Raw genomic sequence first — 18,366 nt, forward strand, 5'->3', positions numbered from 1 at the left:
CTCATTATAAGATAAATGAGTACTGCCTTTTATAGTCTGTGCATATCAATATTAATAAAGGAAATGAAGAATAAAAGAAGCTGATTCTTGTAACTCTTTTATTTTTTCAGGTCCAAGGAAGACTTGTATAATAACTACAAAACCATTTTGCATCATATGTACAAGTATTGGAACCCAAATTCGCTTAGTATAGGCATATAAAGCTGCAAAGATGAAGCCCATACCAAAGTAAATCATGAAGAATGAAGGATCACCATGAGCGGCGCTAAAGATAATTGAACTTACAATTGCCGCTACGAGGAAACGTAAAGTTTTATTCCCCTTCATAATATTATATAGTTCTCCGAAGATTACTTTCCTAAAGACAAACTCCTCTAAAATAGGTCCAACAATTGAAATTAAAATAATAAATAGAGGTATTTCATTCGCTACCTTCATTAATCTTTCAGTGTTAGGACTTTTATTAGGCGCACCAAATACGTACATGTTGATTATGCCAGCAACAACTTGGTAAATCATTACGATAACATAACCTATAATTGCCCAAAGAATAACATACCGTTTTTTTTCTTTCGGTTGTTGTTCTAAACGTGTAGGATTAGCTATGAAATTATTTATAATAATAATGATAACTGCTGCAATAATAAATAATGCTACTTGCGCGTAAATATTAGCAAAGAGAAGCGCTTTGCCAGTAAAATTGTTAAATAAACCTGCCATTTGTATGAAAGCAACACCAAATTGTGCAAGTCCGTAAATAATTAATGTCAAAATGGACACCCATATACGAGACATAATGAACCTCCAAAAATTAGATTATAGTTTATTTTATCGTAAAAATGCTCAGTACACAAAATTTAGTTCAATAGTTTTAACTTGAAATATTGACCAAATTTGATTATTATAGGAAGTAGATTAGCACTCACAATCTTTAAGTGCTAAAAGATTTACTATTTTAAGGAGGAACATTCAATGTTAAAGCCATTAGGTAGTCGAGTAGTTATTCAGAAAACAGAACAAGAGCAAACAACAAAAAGTGGTATCGTTTTAACGGATAGCGCTAAAGAAAAATCTAACGAAGGTACTATAATTGCAGTAGGTGCAGGTCGTACTCTAGAAGATGGTTCTCGAATTGCTCCTGAAGTAAAAGAAGGCGACAAAGTCGTATTCCAACAGTTTGCTGGTACAGAAGTTAAACGTGGAGACGAAACATACTTAATCGTTAATGATGACGATATATTAGCAGTTATTGAAGCATAATTAAATTTAAAATAAATATATAATAATACGAACATGATGGAGGTAAAATAATATGGCAAAAGATTTAAAATTTTCCGAAGACGCACGTCAATCCATGTTAAGAGGTGTTGATAAATTAGCTAACGCCGTGAAGGTAACAATTGGACCAAAAGGACGTAATGTTGTATTAGATAAAGAGTATACGTCACCACTTATTACAAATGATGGTGTTACTATTGCAAAAGAAATTGAATTAGAAGACCCTTATGAGAATATGGGTGCCAAATTAGTTCAAGAAGTTGCAAATAAAACAAATGAAATTGCTGGCGATGGCACTACAACAGCTACTGTTCTTGCTCAAGCTATGATTCAAGAAGGTTTGAAAAACGTAACGAGTGGCGCCAACCCAGTAGGATTACGTCAAGGTATTGATAAAGCTGTAGACGTAGCAATCAATGCATTACATGAAATTTCTCAAAAAGTTGATAATAAAAATGAAATCGCACAAGTTGGTGCAATTTCTGCAGCAGATGAAGAAATCGGTAAATACATTTCAGAAGCAATGGAAAAAGTTGGCAACGATGGTGTCATTACAATTGAAGAATCTAGCGGATTTAATACTGAATTAGAAGTCGTTGAAGGTATGCAATTTGATCGTGGTTATCAGTCACCATATATGGTCACAGATTCAGATAAAATGGTAGCTGAACTTGAAAGACCATATATTTTAATTACTGATAAGAAAATTTCTTCTTTCCAAGACATTCTTCCATTATTAGAACAAGTTGTTCAAGCAAGTAGACCAATTTTAATTGTTGCAGATGATGTAGAAGGAGATGCGCTTACTAACATCGTGCTTAACCGTATGCGTGGTACATTTACAGCAGTTGCTGTTAAAGCACCTGGATTTGGAGATCGTCGTAAGGCAATGTTAGAAGATTTAGCCATCTTAACTGGCGCACAAGTCATTACTGATGACTTAGGATTAGAGTTAAAAGATGCTACAATTGATATGTTAGGTACTTCAAATAAAGCTGAAATTACTAAAGATAATACAACAATTGTAGATGGTAATGGTGACGAAAACAGTATTGATGCACGTGTGAGTCAAATCAAAGCACAAATTGAAGAGACTGATTCTGAATTCGATAAAGAAAAATTACAAGAACGCTTAGCGAAACTCGCTGGTGGTGTTGCAGTAATTAAAGTTGGTGCAGCAAGCGAAACAGAATTGAAAGAACGTAAATTACGTATCGAAGATGCTTTGAATTCTACTAGAGCAGCAGTTGAAGAAGGTATTGTTGCCGGTGGTGGTACAGCACTTATGAATATTTACGACAAGGTTGCACAAATCGATGCTGAAGGCGATGTTGCCACAGGTATTAATATCGTATTAAAAGCATTAGAAGCACCTGTTCGCCAAATTGCTGAAAATGCTGGTCTGGAAGGGTCTATTATTGTTGAAAGACTTAAAAATGCAGAAGTTAACGTCGGTTTCAATGCCGCTACAAATGAATGGGGTAATATGTTAGAAGCAGGGATTGTTGATCCTACTAAAGTTACGCGTTCTTCATTACAACATGCCGCAAGCGTTGCCGCAATGTTCTTAACAACTGAAGCAGTTGTAGCACGCATTCCAGAAGAAACTAATAACGATGCACAAGCAGGTGGCATGGGCGGTATGCCTGGTATGATGTAATTATACGCCACAAACCAAACATAGAACGATCATCAATATTTCATTATGGTAAGCTCCTCACTATATCAAATATAGCGGGGAGCTTACTTGATGGTTTTATAACGTTTTCATATTCAAAAGAAATTTATGGTCTAATTTATCGAAAAATAAGTATATTAATAAGTGAATAATAAATATTAATTTAGGGTAGAGATGGAATAGTCTTTGCTACATAGATGCTGTGATGTGAATCGTTTTAAACTTTGAAAACGAAAGGGAGCTAAATTATGACAAATAAATCAGTTTATGAGGTTATCGATTCAGGTATAAATTATATTATTACGGGATACGACAATTGGAATAATGAACAAGTACTTGATGATAAAATAGACGCTTTTCCAAATACCATCCATTGGCAATATGGTCACGTTTTAACAATATTTGAAACAGTTCTATCATTATGCGAACAAAATGAAGTAGATGTAGCAAAATATACAAAACTATTTGGTTATGGTTCATCCCCAGATAATTGGGGGGACGAAGATATTCCAAGTGTTGATGAAATATTTACTCATCTTAAAACATTAGGTGAACGTGCAAGAAAATTAACTGATCAGCAATTAGAAGCGGAACTTACAGAAACTATAGCTGGTTGTAGTACATTAGATGAACTATTGGTTTTAAATGCTATTCATATTCCTATACATGCAGGTAAAATAGAAGAGATGTCACGTTTGTTAAGACAACAACAATAACATAAATAAAAGAGATGGGTCACCTGAATTTAGGCGATCCATCTCTTTTATTTATGCATAAAGTGAAATACAGCAATTAATTTTGTAAATCTGCAATAGCTTTGGCAATAGCATCAAAGACATGTGGAATATCGTCTTTTTCTACACAACTAAAGGCGATACGTATATCTGTAGCATTGAGTGCGATAATACCAATAGAGTATTGATCAATGAGGTGTTTACGTAATTGTTCTGGATCTACATCTTTAACTTGTAAAGCCATGAAATAACCTGAATTGAAGTCATAAGGTTGCCAAAACTGTACATATTTATCATCATAAACGACAGCTTTTGTTACTTCATATCTTGCTTGTAATGTGTCTATATTTTGTTGGATTTCTTTATTGAATGTTTCACTATGCTCTAACACATATTTTACTGCGCTTTGAGAAGGCATAGGCCCACTTGAAATATTACTACGAATCATACCTTTGACTTTGGCTTCTAGCACTTGTTTTGTTATTTCATTATTTATGCCGAAAGTGATGAAACCTACGCGTAATCCCCAAGCAAAAAATTCTTTAGTTGCACCATCTAAACGGATAGGCAAGATATTGTCTAAGTGTAAGTTTGTTAAAGCCGTAAATAAAGACTGTGTATATACATCTTCATAGAATAAGCCATAATAAGCGTCATCGACTAATGCAATTACGTTTGTACCACGTTCTGCAAGTGATTTAATAGCATTAACAATTGTTGTAACTTCACCTTGAGTAGGTGTATAACCCGTAGGATTATTTGGATAATTTAATATTAAGATAACTTTATCTTTTTTATAATTTTCTAAAGTATTGACTAATGCTTCAGTCGTAAAGTGACCTTCTTCATCAAAAATATCGTATGTTTCAATTTCAGCATTATGTCTAGTACTATAAACAAGTTTGTAATTACCCCAGTTATGAGTAGGTAATAATAATGTATCACCACTATCAACGAACATATCGCCAACTAATGATAAACCATGAGTTAAAGCATTTGTAAGAATAGGTCTAGTCATATCTTTTTTATCTAAATCGGGATTTTCTTTTAGCATTTTTTGTTGCCATAAATCGCGCAGTGGTTCAATACCTTGTGGTGGTGCATAAGGGAAGATATCGTCAGGCTCTAAATGATTAAACATATCGTTTAAAGTATTGGCATACATCTTACTATCACTGTAAGTTGCCATACCAATTGTTGCATTATATTGTGTAGATTTTGCTTCTGCAGATTGAGATAATATACCTTTTGGATAGTACATTAATTTGCCAAGATCTGATAGCATATCTGCAACCTCTGGATTTGATTTAGATAACTGTTCATTTAAATCTAAAGCTAATGGATTCATAGTTGGTCAGCCTCTCTTTACTTATTGATATACTTATATTATCTCTAAATTGATTAAATTTAAAGTCTTGGCTGTATTTTAAACTGAATTTGTAAAAAATGGATATTTTTACCGAACATACGTTCTGTTTTATGTTAGAATATAAACAGGCCATCCAATCCCTACATGGTACTTTTTTCTGTGGGAGGTGTAGTATGAATACGTGGTGGCAAGAAATGATTACAACTTTGGTGACAGGTAGCTTACTTGTGGTATTCCGTGTTTGGTTAGAAATAAAATGGAAAGACAAATAGGTGGCCTTACACAAAAAACCCCAAGTCTGATGACGCAGACTTGGGGTTGTGTAGTATAATCCGTGGATACATAAATAATTTTATCATCAAAAATAAAAGTCTGCAAACATAATATTTTATTGTATTAAATAGAATTTTAGAGGATATAGTCACACCATCACTTTTAGAAATTGAAGACGAAGTTTGATACAATGATATTGTTCGAGGTGAAGGAAATGAAACATTTAACAAAAATATTTGTGATAATAGCACTGATATCGTTTGTCGTTGGTTATTATTTACAGGCTACTGGTCATGAAAGCTCTGGCATAAAACTGTTAATTGCAGCAATTATGTTTATGATTTGTGCCTTTATAAATAGAAATAATAATAGACGTCAGAGTAACAATCAGCAAAAAAAATAAAATTTTAAAACAACGCTCTAAGTGAGGTAGCTAAATATTGTGCCTTATTGAGAGCGTTGTTTTTTATGATGAATCATAATTATAGCAGTGAAATGCATTAATCAGTGATTGTTAGTTGTGGGCGATAATATAGCATAGGGGTTTACAATACTGTATATATTGTATATATTGTATATATACAGCTATGAAGGAGGACGTCTATGAAAATACTTTTGAAAAATAGCAGCGAAAGTCCTATTTATGAACAGATAAAACAACAAATTAAAGAGAATATTTTAAAAGGTTATGTGGCGCCAGGTGAAGATTTACCATCAATGAGAGAACTCGCTCAAGACCTAAGTGTAAGTGTGATTACTACAAAACGGGCGTATGAAGATTTAGAAAAAGACGGCTTTGTTTATACAATTAGAGGTAAAGGTACTTATGTAAAAGAACAAGATAGTGCAATATTGAAAGAAAAACAATTTATAGTGATTGAATCGCTAGCTAAATCAATGAGTAACGAAGCTAAGTCAATAGATATGCCACTATCTGAGTTGCAAGAAATTTTAGCAATGATCTATGAGGAGGACACTGAATGAATGCAATAGAATTAAATACTATAACATATCGGCGTAAAGCATTCGAACTGAATGATATCAGTTTTCGTGTTCCTCAAGGATTTGTAACAGGGTTTATTGGTTCTAATGGCGTTGGTAAAACAACGATAATTAGAATGATAATGGATTTAATTGAACCAGAAAGTGGCGAAATTCTAATTTTCAATGAAACAATGAAAGATAATGCAGTCGGTATAAAAAATAAGATAGGATTTATCTATTCTGATTTATACTTGAATGATAAATGGACAATTAAAAAGGCCGAGTCATATATTGCGCCTTTTTATAGTGATTGGAACCATACACTGTTTTTAGATTATCTTGAAAAGTTTAATTTACCTTATAAAAGAAAGATAAAAACCTTTTCTACAGGTATGAAGATGAAACTATCTATTGCTATTGCTTTTAGTCATAACGCTAAATTATTCATATTAGATGAGCCAACGTCAGGTTTAGATCCAATTGTTAGAAACGAAGTATTAGATATAATTCAAAAAGAACTTATTGATGAAAATAAATCTGTATTCATTTCAACACATATTATTTCTGATTTAGAAAAGATTGCAGATTACTTAGTTTATATTAAAAATGGGGAAATTGTATTAAATGAATTTTTAGATGATATCCTTAATAAATTTAAAGTCGTTAAAGGTGATCCACAACATTTGGATGATGAATTAAAGCAATTAACGTATTATTTAGAAGAACATAAAACAGGATATATTGCCCTAACAGAACATGCGAATGTGTTTAGTGAGATTTTTGGTGATAGCGTTACAATAACTAAACCAACTATTGAAGATTTAATGGTTTATCTTGAAAAAGGGACGCACAAGTACAATCACCAAATTGATGAATCTTAACAACAGGGGGATATTAGATGAAAAATTTACTTATTAGAAATTTTAAATTACGTAAGTGGACCATTATTTTATATGCAATTTTGTTAATTGTTGCTCCATTACAATTAGTAATAGACAATAATAATACTTTTACACAAACACTATATGCTTCTGTTGCTATGATTTTACTCTTTGTATCTTTATTAGATTCTGGCCATGTCTTTCGCTTTTACAGCAAATTGGGACATAAGCATACGTATGAATTTTTTGGAAGTCTTCCGGTCTCTAAAAAAGCAATGTTAAATGCAAACTATTTAACGATACTAATCTTTACTATAGTAGGTGCAAGTATTTTATCTTTATATAATATGCCAAATTCTGATATAGCAAAGAATACAATCAATATTAGTTTTACTTTACCTTTTTCTTATATAACTTTAAACTTTCTAGCAGTGCCTATTGCATTTAAACGGTATACGGAACAAAAATCTGATTACATTTCTTTTTTAACGTATTTATTTGTTATGCTTATACTTATACCATTTGCTATAGTTCTGATATTGATTGGTTTATCGGAAATATATGATTATCACTTTGTAAATTCAAATTACTTTGAGAACAGTCTTAATTATGGATTTTTAGCAGTAAGTATTATCTTTTTTGTAGCTAATTATTTTATTCAATACAACAAACTCAATAAATAATAAAAGGAGGCGCATTTATGCAATTACAAGATATTACAAAAACGTTTGGTAATAATAATGTTTTAGACCATATCGATTTTGATTTTGGAAAAAGCCGTATCGTAGGCTTGATTGGTAAAAATGGTGTCGGAAAAACAACGCTAATGAAAGTAATGAACGGAAATATTGTCAATTATAAAGGTGAAGTGAAATTAGGAAACAAAGAAAATGTAGGTTATCTCATTGAACATCCTAAACTTTATGATAATAAATCAGGTTTATATAACTTAAAATTGTTTTCTCATGTTTTAGGTAAAGGGTTTGATAAAAAGTATACAGATTATATTATTGATGCTTTTGGTATGCGACCTTATATTAAAAAGAAAGTTAAGAAATACTCAATGGGGATGAAACAAAAATTGGCAATTGCTGTTTCCTTAATGAATAAACCTAAATACTTAATACTAGATGAGCCTACAAATGGAATGGATCCGGATGGTTCAATAGATGTATTGAAAACAATTGAGACTTTAGTAAAAGATTTGGATATGAAAATTTTAATTTCTAGTCACAAACTTGAGGATATTGAATTAATTTGTGATAGAGCAGTGTTTTTAAGTGATGGTAATTTTGTTCAAGATGTTGATATGCGTGAAGGGACGCCAACGGATTCTACAATTTTAATTGTTGCAAAGAAAGATTTTGAAAAGTCATTAGATTACTTAAATCAAGCGTTTGAGGTTATTCAATCTGAACAAGCGAGTGGAGAAATTATTTTGACAGCACAAAAGAATTATCAAAAAATACTAAAAGGTTTAGCAAATATAGAAGTATTTCCTGAATTTATTGAGACGCGTAAAAGTTCATTACGTGATACGTACTTCAATATTAATAAGAAAGGCGGCCAATAATGAATAGTTTACAGCTTGTTAAATACGATATGTATAGCATTATAAAAAGTCCGTTAACTTATTTAGCGTTACTGTTAACGATTGCACCGCTAATTGGTTTTACAGTATTGTTTGTTCAACAATCAGATGAAATGAATGGTAATATTTTACTTTCTGCAGGAAGTTGGTTCTTTTCACTTATGGGCTTACTTTTTGTAATTAAAACTATTACACGTGATATTTCACAAGGTACGCTTCAATTATATATGAACAAAAAATCTAATCGTGTAGGTTATATTATCGCAAAAGTTATCTCAATCATATTAATCGCTCTAATAGTTACTGCCATACTTACAGCTTTTGTACTTATTGTACAAGGCATCGTTGATGGTGAAAATGTGAAAACTGAAAAGTTCTTTGATTTACTATGGTTCTTCATACTTTTCCATCTGTTTTATGGGCTACTATTGTATTTATTCGCATTAATTGTTCCTAAAACAGCGCTTATATTTACATTGGGAATTTTCTTAGTATTAATCGTGCCTTTTGCTGAACCATTCCTGCCGATGATCCCTAAAATTGGTGACAACATTCAAGATTCATTGAAGTATATACCATTTAGCTATTTAACATCGAAAACGACATCCAGTGATTATACCTTTACGCATTGGCAATGGTTCATAACTGTAGCTTCAATTGTAGTATTATTCATCGTTAATTTATTCTATGTTACGAAGAAAGATATATAAAATGAAAACGTATGAATTATCGGTTAAATACCAAAATTCATACGTTTTTATTATTTTATAATGAGTTTATCTAAAATTGAATCATATACATATTTCCACATTTGAGAATCTGTTTGGTAACGATTGCTAATAATCGTATGAGCCTCGGCAGCTTTATCTTCATAAGCAGGATCATCTTTTTGAGGCAAATCAGAGCGCGTTTCTTCTACAAAATGTTGCACTTGTCTTGCACGTGGACCCCAAACCGTTTCTTGTTCAAAATCATCATTTAGAAAAACAAAAATCGGTATTGATCTAGCAGTGCCATTTGTTAAATATTGATCTATTAAATCAGTGTTCTCATCACGATGGAAGACACGAACTTCTAAATTCAAACTTTCTGAAATGTGTTTTAAAATAGGGACGTTCATCATGGCATCCCCACACCAATCTTCTGTGATAACAAGCACTTTACTGTAATTTAATGATTTTATTTTTTCAAGACGGTCATCGTCTTGTGGTAAAGAGAAAGAATGATATATCGCTTCTAAATTCTCTTTATTTTCAGTCATGGCTGCAATATATTGATCAAGCGGTTGACTGTTTTTGAAATAAGTTTCTAGACTTGTCATAGTATTTCCCCCTTTAATGTATTAGGTATTATTATATCAATATTTTAATATGAAAGAAAATTATTAATACTTATAAAAGTAATATGTTTTTAAGTTCATAGTTTAGAGATGAAAGTGGATTTCCCCTATGCTATATTTATTTATGAATAATGGAGAGTGATGGCAGCATTGAAAATACATAAGTTAATTTTAATCATAGGATTGAGTACGATGGTGTTGATAGGTATAGGCACATGGATGGGTATGCATTATGCTGTATCTGATCGTTCGACGAACTTGTCTTCATTGACAGTCAATCATCAAAAAATCGGAGATAAGCTAGATAAAGGTGAATATACTGTAGATGAAGCTATGATTACAAAAAAGTACAGTGCGTATTATAAAAAAGAATATCCTGATTTAATTTTCATTGTTAAGAAGAAAAATTCGGAAATTGTGGGTATTACATTAATTCATGATAGAGGTATTCGTACGAATTTTAATGCTAGGATAGAAGGCCCTATCGAAAATGTAATTGATAAATTAGGTCATCATTATAAGGAAAAACAATTGCATAATGGCTTTAAATCTGTAAATTTTCTGGATAAAGATAATAAAATAAAGTTATCTATCATTTGCAAACATGATAAAATAAAGAGAATTGAATTATATAAGAAATAAAAATTTAAAAATGACATTCCTATGAGGCGTGTCATTTTTAAATTTACATAAATGTTCAAAAACGAATTAAATTGTGAATGGCGGTAGATATTTTGGATAAAATCACTTTTTTAAATGAGCTAGAACAGGAACTAGACAATTTACCAAGAAGTGAACGAGATAAAGTGATGTATGAATACGAAGAATATTTTTTTGATCAAGAAAGTGAAGGGAAAAATGAGTATCAAATTATAGGCGCACTTGAATCTCCTAAAAAAATTGGGAAAGAAATTACGGCCAAAAATGCTATTGCTTCTGCAGAATATCGGCCCAATGTTAGAACGATTGTTAGAGCTATAATGGCTTCTCTAGGCATGGGGATATTGTCATTACTTATCATTTTAATACCTATGATACTTGTAGGCATATTTATGTTTGTTTTATTACTTTTTTCTCTATTTTTAACACTTAGTCCTGTTTTATTGATTATTAATGGCTTTTTTAATAATAATTTTAGTTTTGCTATTAGTAACTACTTATTCGCAATTTCTTATACTGGTTTAGGCATTGTTCTGTTTGTTTTCATTGCAAAGCTGGCAAAATTCGTCTACAGACTGATATTAAAATATTTACGTTGGAATATCAAAACGATTAGAGGGAGTGCAGTCGAATGAAGAAATTATTCATAGGTGGTTTAGTATTATTTATCACATGTTTTCTTTTAGGATGCCTAACTTGGTTTAGTTTTGAGAAACAAAATAATCAACTGAACTACGTAAATAAAACATTTGATAATGATAATATTAGTAATTTGAAAATAGATAGTCAAAATAGTGTTATTGAAGTTAAAAAGGGTGATAAATTTTCAGTTCACTATACTGGAAAAAAGAATGTGGATGTTACCAATGAAAAAAAGAGTTTAATAATCCAACAAAATAGTAATACGAAAGACCACTATGGTTTGAATTTTAATCCATTTAGAAGAGCTAATAGTAAAATGATAGTGACAGTTCCTGAAAAGAAAATTGATGAATTAGTTTTATCTAGTCAAATCAATTCTATCTCTGTAGATGATGTAGATATGAAATCAGCTAAATTTTTAATGACTGATTCGGGTGGAGCGCGCGTACAACTCAAAAATAGTAATGTAGATCAACTCTATTATAGAGGCCTAAATTCTCCAATTCATTTGACGAATGATAAAATACAGAATGCTAATATTAAAATAAAAAATGAAGACATAACTGTAAATGACTCACTTATTGAAAAATCTGTGTTACTAGCAAATAAAGGTGACATTAACTTGAGTAAGATGGATATCGCGTCTGATTTCAAAGCTTCTACACAAGATGGTGATATACAAATGACGTACAAAAAGCCCCCTCAAAATACGTTGTTGAAATTGAATCCTGAAAAAGGAAAAGCCGTGATTAATAATAAACATTTTGAAGATGACAAAGTAGGTAATGGTGATAATGATTTGGAGTTTTATACAAGTCATGGTGATATTCACATTGATTAAAGTAAGATTTATACTGATATTTAGAACCTAAGATGACAGCTACAATGTTATCTTAGGTTCTTTTGGTGTGTGGTATTAATGAGTAGCAAATGTTAAATCTGTATCGATTTGACCTTCTAGAGATGTGATATTTAAAGGTTGACCTTCTAACCATTTGCCAAAATTAATTTGAGTTGGTGTTTTATTTTCACCTAATGCGATATGTGTAGTTAATGATTGTGGTTCATACATACTAGTATGAATTGTTCCAGACCAACTTTTAAACAATTTGCTGTATATTTCAAATTCTGGATTATTGAATAATTCAAAGGCACTCATTTTCTCTATTGAAGCAGGTGTCTTTTTTAATAATCTTCCCAAACGCGCTTTAGATTCTTTAGTATAATTTCTATTTTCATGTGTTAATATTTTAAAGTGATTTGTACACGTGCGATCGTAGCGCACATCAATCGTACGGGGAGACACCTCAATAATTGCATGGTTCAAATGTTTATCCATCACAATATAACTAAAAGAACTTCTGTGAGGGATTTCTTTCAATAGCTGAATGGCTTCCGGCACGTCTTTGCAATACTGCAAAATAAGTCTACCAATCATATAACATACAAATCCATCGCCAGGATGTTTTCTATGCATAAAATTATATCCCATGGATAGACCCGCTTCATTCATTCCATCCATTCTACCAGTAACTCGAGAAGTAGGACCGATTTGTGCTAATCCACCATCATTGGGCTGAAACAATAAATAGCGTCCATCATATGTTGCAGGATGATAGTCATAATTACGTATCATATAGTCTTGTCCTAAAAAAACGGTGCAACCACTATTTTTTAACGGCGTGAAACGATAGTGGGCAAAGTTAAGAATCATTTGACTTGTTGGTAAATTAAGAACTTCTTGCATACCTTGAAGTTCTTCCCAAATTTGTGGTGCGTATGTTTGAAAAATATCGTAAGTCTCTTTGATATGAATATCAAAACGAGGCATGCGCTTCTTCCATTCTTTTTCTCTGTTTTTGAGTAAAGGTGTTTGTTGTAACCATTCGCCTGTTTTTACTCCCAAATCAAAATGAGAACCTCGGTGTGTTAAGATATCTGAATTAACTGTCTGCATATTTAAAATCTCCTGTTTCTCTGAATCTTACATAAATGTAACTTTATTGTAACTCTATGTTAATTGTAATGTACATGGTAAGTCGTTATTATAAGGATAACATCAGCGAGTAACTAATAAAATTACTTTATTGAGGTGATTATTATGTCAAATTATTATAGTTCTTTTAAAGACGCAGTATCTTCTTGGTGGGGTAAATGATATATAGTATGTGAAGCGGCTAATACTTAGTTATATTAGGCGCTTTTTATATGACCATATATAACCACAACTGGAGATTTTTAATAGATTTATGATATCGATAAATGTGTATATGAGTCTATTGATTAGTATTAAGCTGATACTTATAGAGTGAATTTCAAAATTATATGTATTTGTACAATTATGACATAAAATTACTTTTGTATTATTTAAGAATAAAACGATGAAAAGTGGGTATATATTTATTGATGCTTTCAAGTATGCTATCATTAATATAGATATTGTTAATAATTTATTGAGGTGAAACAGAATGTGGAATTTTATTAAAGGTTTAGTTAAATTTGTATTCGATACAATCCTTACTGTGTCATTAGTAGCAGGAATTGGTGCAGTAGCATTTGCTTATATTTTCAAAAAAGATTTTGAAGATATTGAAAGCAAAACGAAAGAGATTATCTCAGATATCGAAACAAATAATTAATTGATTGATAGAACACTTAAAAGTGTTCTATTTTTTTTAGTCGCCGTTCAACGAAGTTGATACGGCGACTTATGCAGTCGAAAGAGACTGCGGTCCGAAAAGCGTTCAACGAAGTTGATACGGCGACTTATGCAGTCGAAAGAGACTGCGGTCCGAAAAGCGTTCAACGAAGTTGATACGGCGACTTATGCAGTCGAAAAAGACTGCGGTCCGAAAAGCGTTCAACGAAGTTGATACGACGACTTATGCAGTCGAAAAAGACTGCGATCCGAAAAGCGTTCAACGAAGTTGATACGACGACTTATGCAGTCGAAAAAGACTGCGATCCGAAAAGCGTTCAACGAAGTTGATACGGCGACTTATGCAGTCGAAAGAGACTGCGGTCCGAAAAGCGTTCAACGAAGTTGATACGGCGACTTATGCAGTCGAAAGAGACTGCGGTCCGAAAAGCGTTCAACGAAGTTGATACGGGGACTAAAAATTAGAACGTTAATAAATAACTCAAGCTAATATTTTTACTAAATATTGGCTTGAGTTATTTTAGTGATATCTAACAAAGACAATTGAACAGATGAGTTATCACTAATATTGCGCCCCTTTAGAATCATATGAGCCATATCGATACGTTTGACTTGAACTATCATAGTTTCTAACCAACCAGATTGATAATATTCAATGTGAACATATTGCTCAGTATGTAAAGCTTGGTGAAGTTGAAAGTTGAGCTCGTTTAATTGATCATCAGACAAAGTTGGGCGGTCAATTTTATTTTGATCTGTTATAAATTGTTGGATCGTCTCAAATTGTTCTGGTAACGTTGCAAAGGGAGCCCATTTGATTTTTCCACGTCCTTTAGGAATTCTAGGATTTAAATACTCGCTAGGGATCTTTCTATAATCTGTTTCATACTTATATTCATCTGGAGCATTAGGATTTGGCATCATAAAAATCACCTCACCTTCAATATAGAACATATGTTCTTGTTTTTCAAGTGATAATAAAAAAGACTATCTACTTGAAGATAGTCTTTTTTTATTACTATGCTTGATGAAATTGTTTTATTCTTTGTCCTATTTCATCTCTAACACGTTGGAATTCTGACCACTCTTTACCTGCTGGGTCATCAAAACCCCAGTGCTCTTTTTTGACGTTTGGTGGTAAGATAGGACAATTATCGTCTGCATCACTACATAACGTTACGACCAAATCTGATTGTTTTAAGATATCGCTATTAATCAAGTCTGATGTATGGTTTGATATATCAATATCTACTTCTTTCATAGCTTCTATTGCTTTAGGATTAACGCCATGTGTTTCAATACCAGCAGAATAGACATTCCAATCTTCACCTAATATTTTCTTTCCCCAACCCTCAGCCATCTGGCTACGACAAGAGTTTCCAGTACATATAAAATAAATTGTTTTCTTGTCCATAATTTATTCCTCTTTTCTTAAAATATGATGAGCGTAAGATATAAACCTAACAGTGTTACCAATAGCACAGGAATGGTAATAATGATTCCTGTTTTAAAGTAAACACCCCAAGAAATTTTCACGCCTTTTTGTGTTAACACATGCAACCAAAGTAATGTTGCTAAAGAACCAATAGGTGTTATTTTAGGACCTAAATCTGAGCCGATGACGTTCGCATAAATCATACCTTCTTTGAGCGTACCAGTTGCGTGAGATTGTCCAATAGCAATAGCATCTATTAAAACTGTAGGCATATTATTCATAATTGATGATAAAAAGGCTGATATAAAGCCCATACCCATAATACTGCTAAATAATCCATGACTTGAAATATTGGATAATACATCGCCTAAAATTGTTGTGATACCTACATTTTTTAATCCAAATACAACTAAATACATACCAATAGAAAATAGAACGATATTCCATGGTGCGCCTTTAATCACTTGCTTTGTATGAACTGCTTTAGATTTACGAGCTAACATTACAAAGATAAAAGCAATAATACCAGCAATAATTGATACAGGTATTTGAATAAACTCACTAACAAGATAACCCACAAGTAGTATTGCTAATACGATCCATGAAATCTTAAATAATTTGGGATCTTTAATTGCATCTTTAGGCGCCATAAGATTTTCTGTATCGAATGTTTTAGGTATAGATTTTCTAAAATATAACCATAAAACGAGTATGCTAGCAATCAGTGAGAATATATTTGGGATAATCATTCGACTAAAATATTCAACAAATCCAATATCAAAATAGTCAGCTGACACGATATTAACCAAGTTACTGACAATTAAAGGTAGTGATGTTGTATCTGCGATAAAACCACTGGCAATAATAAAGGGGAAAATCACTTTTTTATTAAACCCTAGGTTCCTGACCATCGCTAAGACAATTGGTGTTAAGATTAAAGCTGCGCCATCATTTGCGAAAAACGCTGCTACAACAGCTCCTAATAACATAATAAAAACAAACATTTTTAAACCGTTACCGTTTGAAGCCTTTACCATATGTATTGCAGACCATTCGAAGAAACCAATTTCATCTAATATTAATGAAATAAGAATAACAGCTACAAATGTTAAGGTAGCATTCCAAACAATACCTGTTACTTCTAATACATCGGAAAAACTAACAACCCCAGTAATGATAGCAATAACAGCACCAATTAATGCAGTAATTCCAATATCAAGACCTTTAGGTTGCCATATTACAAAAAGAAGGGTTAAGACAAAAATAAAAATAGCTAATGCTACCATTAGTTACACACACCTTTCGTTATGGTGTCACATATACATGGCATATGATTAGCATTCAATAGAGTGAGACGCTTTGTAATATCATCTAATACATCATGGTTCAACTTGTATAAATTTTTGTTGCCTTCTTTTCTATAGGTAACAAGGTTATTGTCTTTGAGTACTTTCATATGATGACTTAATGTGGGTTGAGAAAAAGAAAAATGTTCTAATAAGTCACAAGCACATTGTTCACCACAAGAGAGTAAATCTAAAATTTCGAGGCGATTACTATCAGCAATCACTTTTAAATATTGAGAAGTTTCTTTATAATTCATTTTTCTTCCTTTCATTGTGGAGAATTTAAAATAAATGCAATTCACCTATATAGATTAACATCTATATAGTTTTGAGTCTATGTAGTTTATAAAAAAATAAAATAAGTATCAAATTAGTTATATGCATAAAACGATCAATTGATTGTTAATTGATTGAATATTTATTAAAATGGAACTATATCAAAATGGAGGGGTTTATATGACGACGATAGGTTATATAGGTACATACACGAAAAAAGAGGGGAAAGGAATTTATCGCTTTCAATTAGATGAACAAACTGGGAAAGTGACAGAAGTTGAAACAGGATATGAACTTGAAGCATCAACCTACGTCAATCAGCACAAATCATTTTTATATGCTATTACACGTGAAGGTGATTATTGTGGCGTTGCTAGTCTTAAAATTGGTGAAGAGGGTAAGCTCACTTTAATCAATAAATGCCTAGCATCTACAGCTGGTACTGGTTGTTACATTGATGTATCACCAGATGGAAAATATGTCTTTGAATCAGTTTATGGTGCGGGTTTAGCACGCTTGTATGAAGCTAATCCATCAACAGGTGAAGTTATTCGCTTAATTCAAGAATTAGAACATACGTATCCAACAGGACCAAACGAGAGACAAGACAATCCACATGTACATTATCTTAGTACAACACCGGATGACAAATACGTTGTCGCAATGGATTTAGGTACGGATAAAGTGGTTACTTATGAATTCAGTGATCATGGATTAAAACCATATGCCGAGACTGATGTTGAACCAGGAGACGGCCCAAGACATATTGCTTTCCATGAAAATGGAGAATATGGATATATTGTACATGAAATATCAAACAACGTAAGTGTTGTGAAATATGAAGAGGGTCGGTTTACTGAAATTGAGCGTTATTCAACAATTCCAGAAAATTTTGAAGGCGAGACAAAACTGGCAGGTGTGAGACTATCTCATGATCAAAATTACTTATATATAAGTAATAGAGGGCACGATAGTATAGCGATTTTCAAAGTAGGAGAAGATGGCGCATCAATTTCATTTGTAGATATAGTACCTAGTGGTGGAGCATTCCCACGTGATTTTAATATCACTCAATCAGATGATTATTTAGTTTGTGCACATCAAGAAGGAGATTATGCGTTAACCGTTTTTAAACGTGATAAAGTAACAGGTGAATTGGAAAAAGTAGATCACCAACAAGCTGCTCCAGAAGGCGTGTGTGTACAGTTTTTACAATAAGTA

General features: G+C 32.2%; 23 protein-coding genes. 15 read left to right on the forward strand and 8 right to left on the reverse strand.

The features are described from left to right. Window positions 1-51: 51 nt before the first annotated feature. Window positions 52-795 (reverse strand): intramembrane glutamic endopeptidase MroQ, encoded by a 744-nt coding sequence (gene mroQ, locus QMO72_RS04480; RefSeq protein ID WP_103268071.1) that lies wholly within the window; start codon window positions 793-795, stop codon window positions 52-54. Window positions 796-972: 177 nt separating this feature from the next. Here mroQ and groES point away from each other — a divergent pair, with 177 nt between their 5' ends. The 3 genes from groES to QMO72_RS04495 all read left to right on the forward strand — a co-directional run bounded on the left by groES (window position 973) and on the right by QMO72_RS04495 (window position 3,672). Continuing rightward, window positions 973-1,260, forward strand: coding sequence for a co-chaperone GroES (gene groES, locus QMO72_RS04485; protein ID WP_046837554.1), 288 nt, complete (start codon window positions 973-975; stop codon window positions 1,258-1,260). A 52-nt stretch (window positions 1,261-1,312) separates the two neighbouring features. Continuing rightward, window positions 1,313-2,938: a chaperonin GroEL gene (gene groL, locus QMO72_RS04490; protein ID WP_103268072.1), complete on the forward strand. Its 1,626-nt coding sequence runs from the start codon at window positions 1,313-1,315 to the stop codon at window positions 2,936-2,938. 266 nt (window positions 2,939-3,204) lie between these two features. Then, the gene (locus tag QMO72_RS04495) at window positions 3,205-3,672 is read left to right on the forward strand and encodes a DinB family protein (RefSeq protein WP_103268073.1); all 468 of its coding nucleotides are present in this window, start codon (window positions 3,205-3,207) and stop codon (window positions 3,670-3,672) included. Between the two features lie 76 nt (window positions 3,673-3,748). Here the strand turns inward: QMO72_RS04495 and QMO72_RS04500 are convergent, their stop codons facing one another. Beyond that, the gene (locus QMO72_RS04500) at window positions 3,749-5,038 is read right to left on the reverse strand and encodes an aminotransferase class I/II-fold pyridoxal phosphate-dependent enzyme (RefSeq protein WP_103268074.1); all 1,290 of its coding nucleotides are present in this window, start codon (window positions 5,036-5,038) and stop codon (window positions 3,749-3,751) included. Window positions 5,039-5,232: 194 nt separating this feature from the next. Between QMO72_RS04500 and QMO72_RS04505 the strand changes: the two genes are divergently transcribed. The 7 genes from QMO72_RS04505 to pmtD all read left to right on the forward strand — a co-directional run bounded on the left by QMO72_RS04505 (window position 5,233) and on the right by pmtD (window position 9,498). After that, window positions 5,233-5,331, forward strand: coding sequence for a Trp-rich small protein (locus tag QMO72_RS04505; protein WP_226956541.1), 99 nt, complete (start codon window positions 5,233-5,235; stop codon window positions 5,329-5,331). A 215-nt stretch (window positions 5,332-5,546) separates the two neighbouring features. Beyond that, on the forward strand, window positions 5,547-5,735 hold the full coding sequence (locus QMO72_RS04510) for an SE1626 family protein (RefSeq protein WP_103268075.1): 189 nt from the start codon (window positions 5,547-5,549) through the stop codon (window positions 5,733-5,735). A gap of 200 nt (window positions 5,736-5,935) precedes the next feature. Further along, complete coding sequence (pmtR, locus tag QMO72_RS04515; RefSeq protein WP_069824801.1) at window positions 5,936-6,316, forward strand: PSM export ABC transporter transcriptional regulator PmtR; 381 nt, start codon at window positions 5,936-5,938, stop codon at window positions 6,314-6,316. Next, a complete protein-coding gene (gene pmtA / locus QMO72_RS04520) occupies window positions 6,313-7,197 on the forward strand; it encodes a phenol-soluble modulin export ABC transporter ATP-binding protein PmtA (protein ID WP_103268076.1) in 885 nt (294 codons plus the stop codon). The genes pmtR and pmtA overlap by 4 nt, the downstream gene beginning before the upstream one ends. 17 nt (window positions 7,198-7,214) lie before the next feature. Beyond that, window positions 7,215-7,880 carry a phenol-soluble modulin export ABC transporter permease subunit PmtB gene (gene pmtB / locus QMO72_RS04525; RefSeq protein ID WP_103268077.1) on the forward strand — a complete coding sequence of 222 codons (666 nt, stop codon included), beginning with the start codon at window positions 7,215-7,217 and terminating at the stop codon, window positions 7,878-7,880. Window positions 7,881-7,897: 17 nt separating this feature from the next. Continuing rightward, window positions 7,898-8,770: a phenol-soluble modulin export ABC transporter ATP-binding protein PmtC gene (pmtC, locus tag QMO72_RS04530; RefSeq protein ID WP_069824798.1), complete on the forward strand. Its 873-nt coding sequence runs from the start codon at window positions 7,898-7,900 to the stop codon at window positions 8,768-8,770. Further along, the gene (gene pmtD / locus QMO72_RS04535) at window positions 8,770-9,498 is read left to right on the forward strand and encodes a phenol-soluble modulin export ABC transporter permease subunit PmtD (protein WP_069824797.1); all 729 of its coding nucleotides are present in this window, start codon (window positions 8,770-8,772) and stop codon (window positions 9,496-9,498) included. The genes pmtC and pmtD overlap by 1 nt, the downstream gene beginning before the upstream one ends. 50 nt (window positions 9,499-9,548) lie before the next feature. On the opposite strand, the gene QMO72_RS04540 is transcribed toward pmtD, so the two are convergent. Next, window positions 9,549-10,109: a thioredoxin family protein gene (locus tag QMO72_RS04540; protein WP_073504084.1), complete on the reverse strand. Its 561-nt coding sequence runs from the start codon at window positions 10,107-10,109 to the stop codon at window positions 9,549-9,551. 159 nt (window positions 10,110-10,268) lie between these two features. On the opposite strand from QMO72_RS04540, the gene QMO72_RS04545 reads away from it, so the two are divergent. The 3 genes from QMO72_RS04545 (at window position 10,269) to QMO72_RS04555 (ending at window position 12,270) form a co-directional block, all read left to right on the forward strand. After that, window positions 10,269-10,769, forward strand: a complete 501-nt coding sequence (locus tag QMO72_RS04545) for a hypothetical protein (protein ID WP_103268078.1) — start codon at window positions 10,269-10,271, stop codon at window positions 10,767-10,769. 92 nt (window positions 10,770-10,861) lie between these two features. Further along, a complete protein-coding gene (locus QMO72_RS04550; protein WP_286093243.1) occupies window positions 10,862-11,422 on the forward strand; it encodes an HAAS signaling domain-containing protein in 561 nt (186 codons plus the stop codon). After that, window positions 11,419-12,270 carry a DUF4097 family beta strand repeat-containing protein gene (locus QMO72_RS04555; protein ID WP_103268080.1) on the forward strand — a complete coding sequence of 284 codons (852 nt, stop codon included), beginning with the start codon at window positions 11,419-11,421 and terminating at the stop codon, window positions 12,268-12,270. Before QMO72_RS04550 ends, QMO72_RS04555 begins: the two co-directional genes overlap by 4 nt. A 75-nt stretch (window positions 12,271-12,345) precedes the next feature. Here the strand turns inward: QMO72_RS04555 and QMO72_RS04560 are convergent, their stop codons facing one another. Next, the gene (locus tag QMO72_RS04560) at window positions 12,346-13,386 is read right to left on the reverse strand and encodes a C45 family autoproteolytic acyltransferase/hydrolase (protein ID WP_103268081.1); all 1,041 of its coding nucleotides are present in this window, start codon (window positions 13,384-13,386) and stop codon (window positions 12,346-12,348) included. Between the two features lie 511 nt (window positions 13,387-13,897). Between QMO72_RS04560 and QMO72_RS04565 the strand changes: the two genes are divergently transcribed. After that, entirely contained in the window at window positions 13,898-14,068 is a 171-nt protein-coding gene (locus QMO72_RS04565) for a hypothetical protein (protein WP_286093244.1), read from the forward strand. 518 nt (window positions 14,069-14,586) lie between these two features. Here QMO72_RS04565 and QMO72_RS04570 read toward each other — a convergent pair. From QMO72_RS04570 to QMO72_RS04585, 4 genes are all read right to left on the reverse strand, one after another. Continuing rightward, window positions 14,587-15,012 carry a YolD-like family protein gene (locus tag QMO72_RS04570; protein ID WP_286093245.1) on the reverse strand — a complete coding sequence of 142 codons (426 nt, stop codon included), beginning with the start codon at window positions 15,010-15,012 and terminating at the stop codon, window positions 14,587-14,589. A gap of 94 nt (window positions 15,013-15,106) precedes the next feature. After that, complete coding sequence (gene arsC / locus QMO72_RS04575) at window positions 15,107-15,502, reverse strand: arsenate reductase (thioredoxin) (RefSeq protein ID WP_101118284.1); 396 nt, start codon at window positions 15,500-15,502, stop codon at window positions 15,107-15,109. A 17-nt stretch (window positions 15,503-15,519) separates the two neighbouring features. Beyond that, a complete protein-coding gene (gene arsB / locus QMO72_RS04580) occupies window positions 15,520-16,809 on the reverse strand; it encodes an arsenite efflux transporter membrane subunit ArsB (protein WP_103266371.1) in 1,290 nt (429 codons plus the stop codon). Beyond that, window positions 16,809-17,126, reverse strand: a complete 318-nt coding sequence (locus tag QMO72_RS04585) for an ArsR/SmtB family transcription factor (RefSeq protein WP_103266370.1) — start codon at window positions 17,124-17,126, stop codon at window positions 16,809-16,811. The genes arsB and QMO72_RS04585 overlap by 1 nt, the downstream gene beginning before the upstream one ends. Before the next feature lie 199 nt (window positions 17,127-17,325). Between QMO72_RS04585 and pglS the strand changes: the two genes are divergently transcribed. Next, window positions 17,326-18,363: a 6-phosphogluconolactonase gene (gene pglS / locus QMO72_RS04590; RefSeq protein WP_103266369.1), complete on the forward strand. Its 1,038-nt coding sequence runs from the start codon at window positions 17,326-17,328 to the stop codon at window positions 18,361-18,363. Window positions 18,364-18,366: the final 3 nt, after the last annotated feature.

The sequence above is a fragment of the Staphylococcus casei genome, from assembly GCF_030294405.1.
Lineage (GTDB): Bacteria > Bacillota > Bacilli > Staphylococcales > Staphylococcaceae > Staphylococcus > Staphylococcus succinus.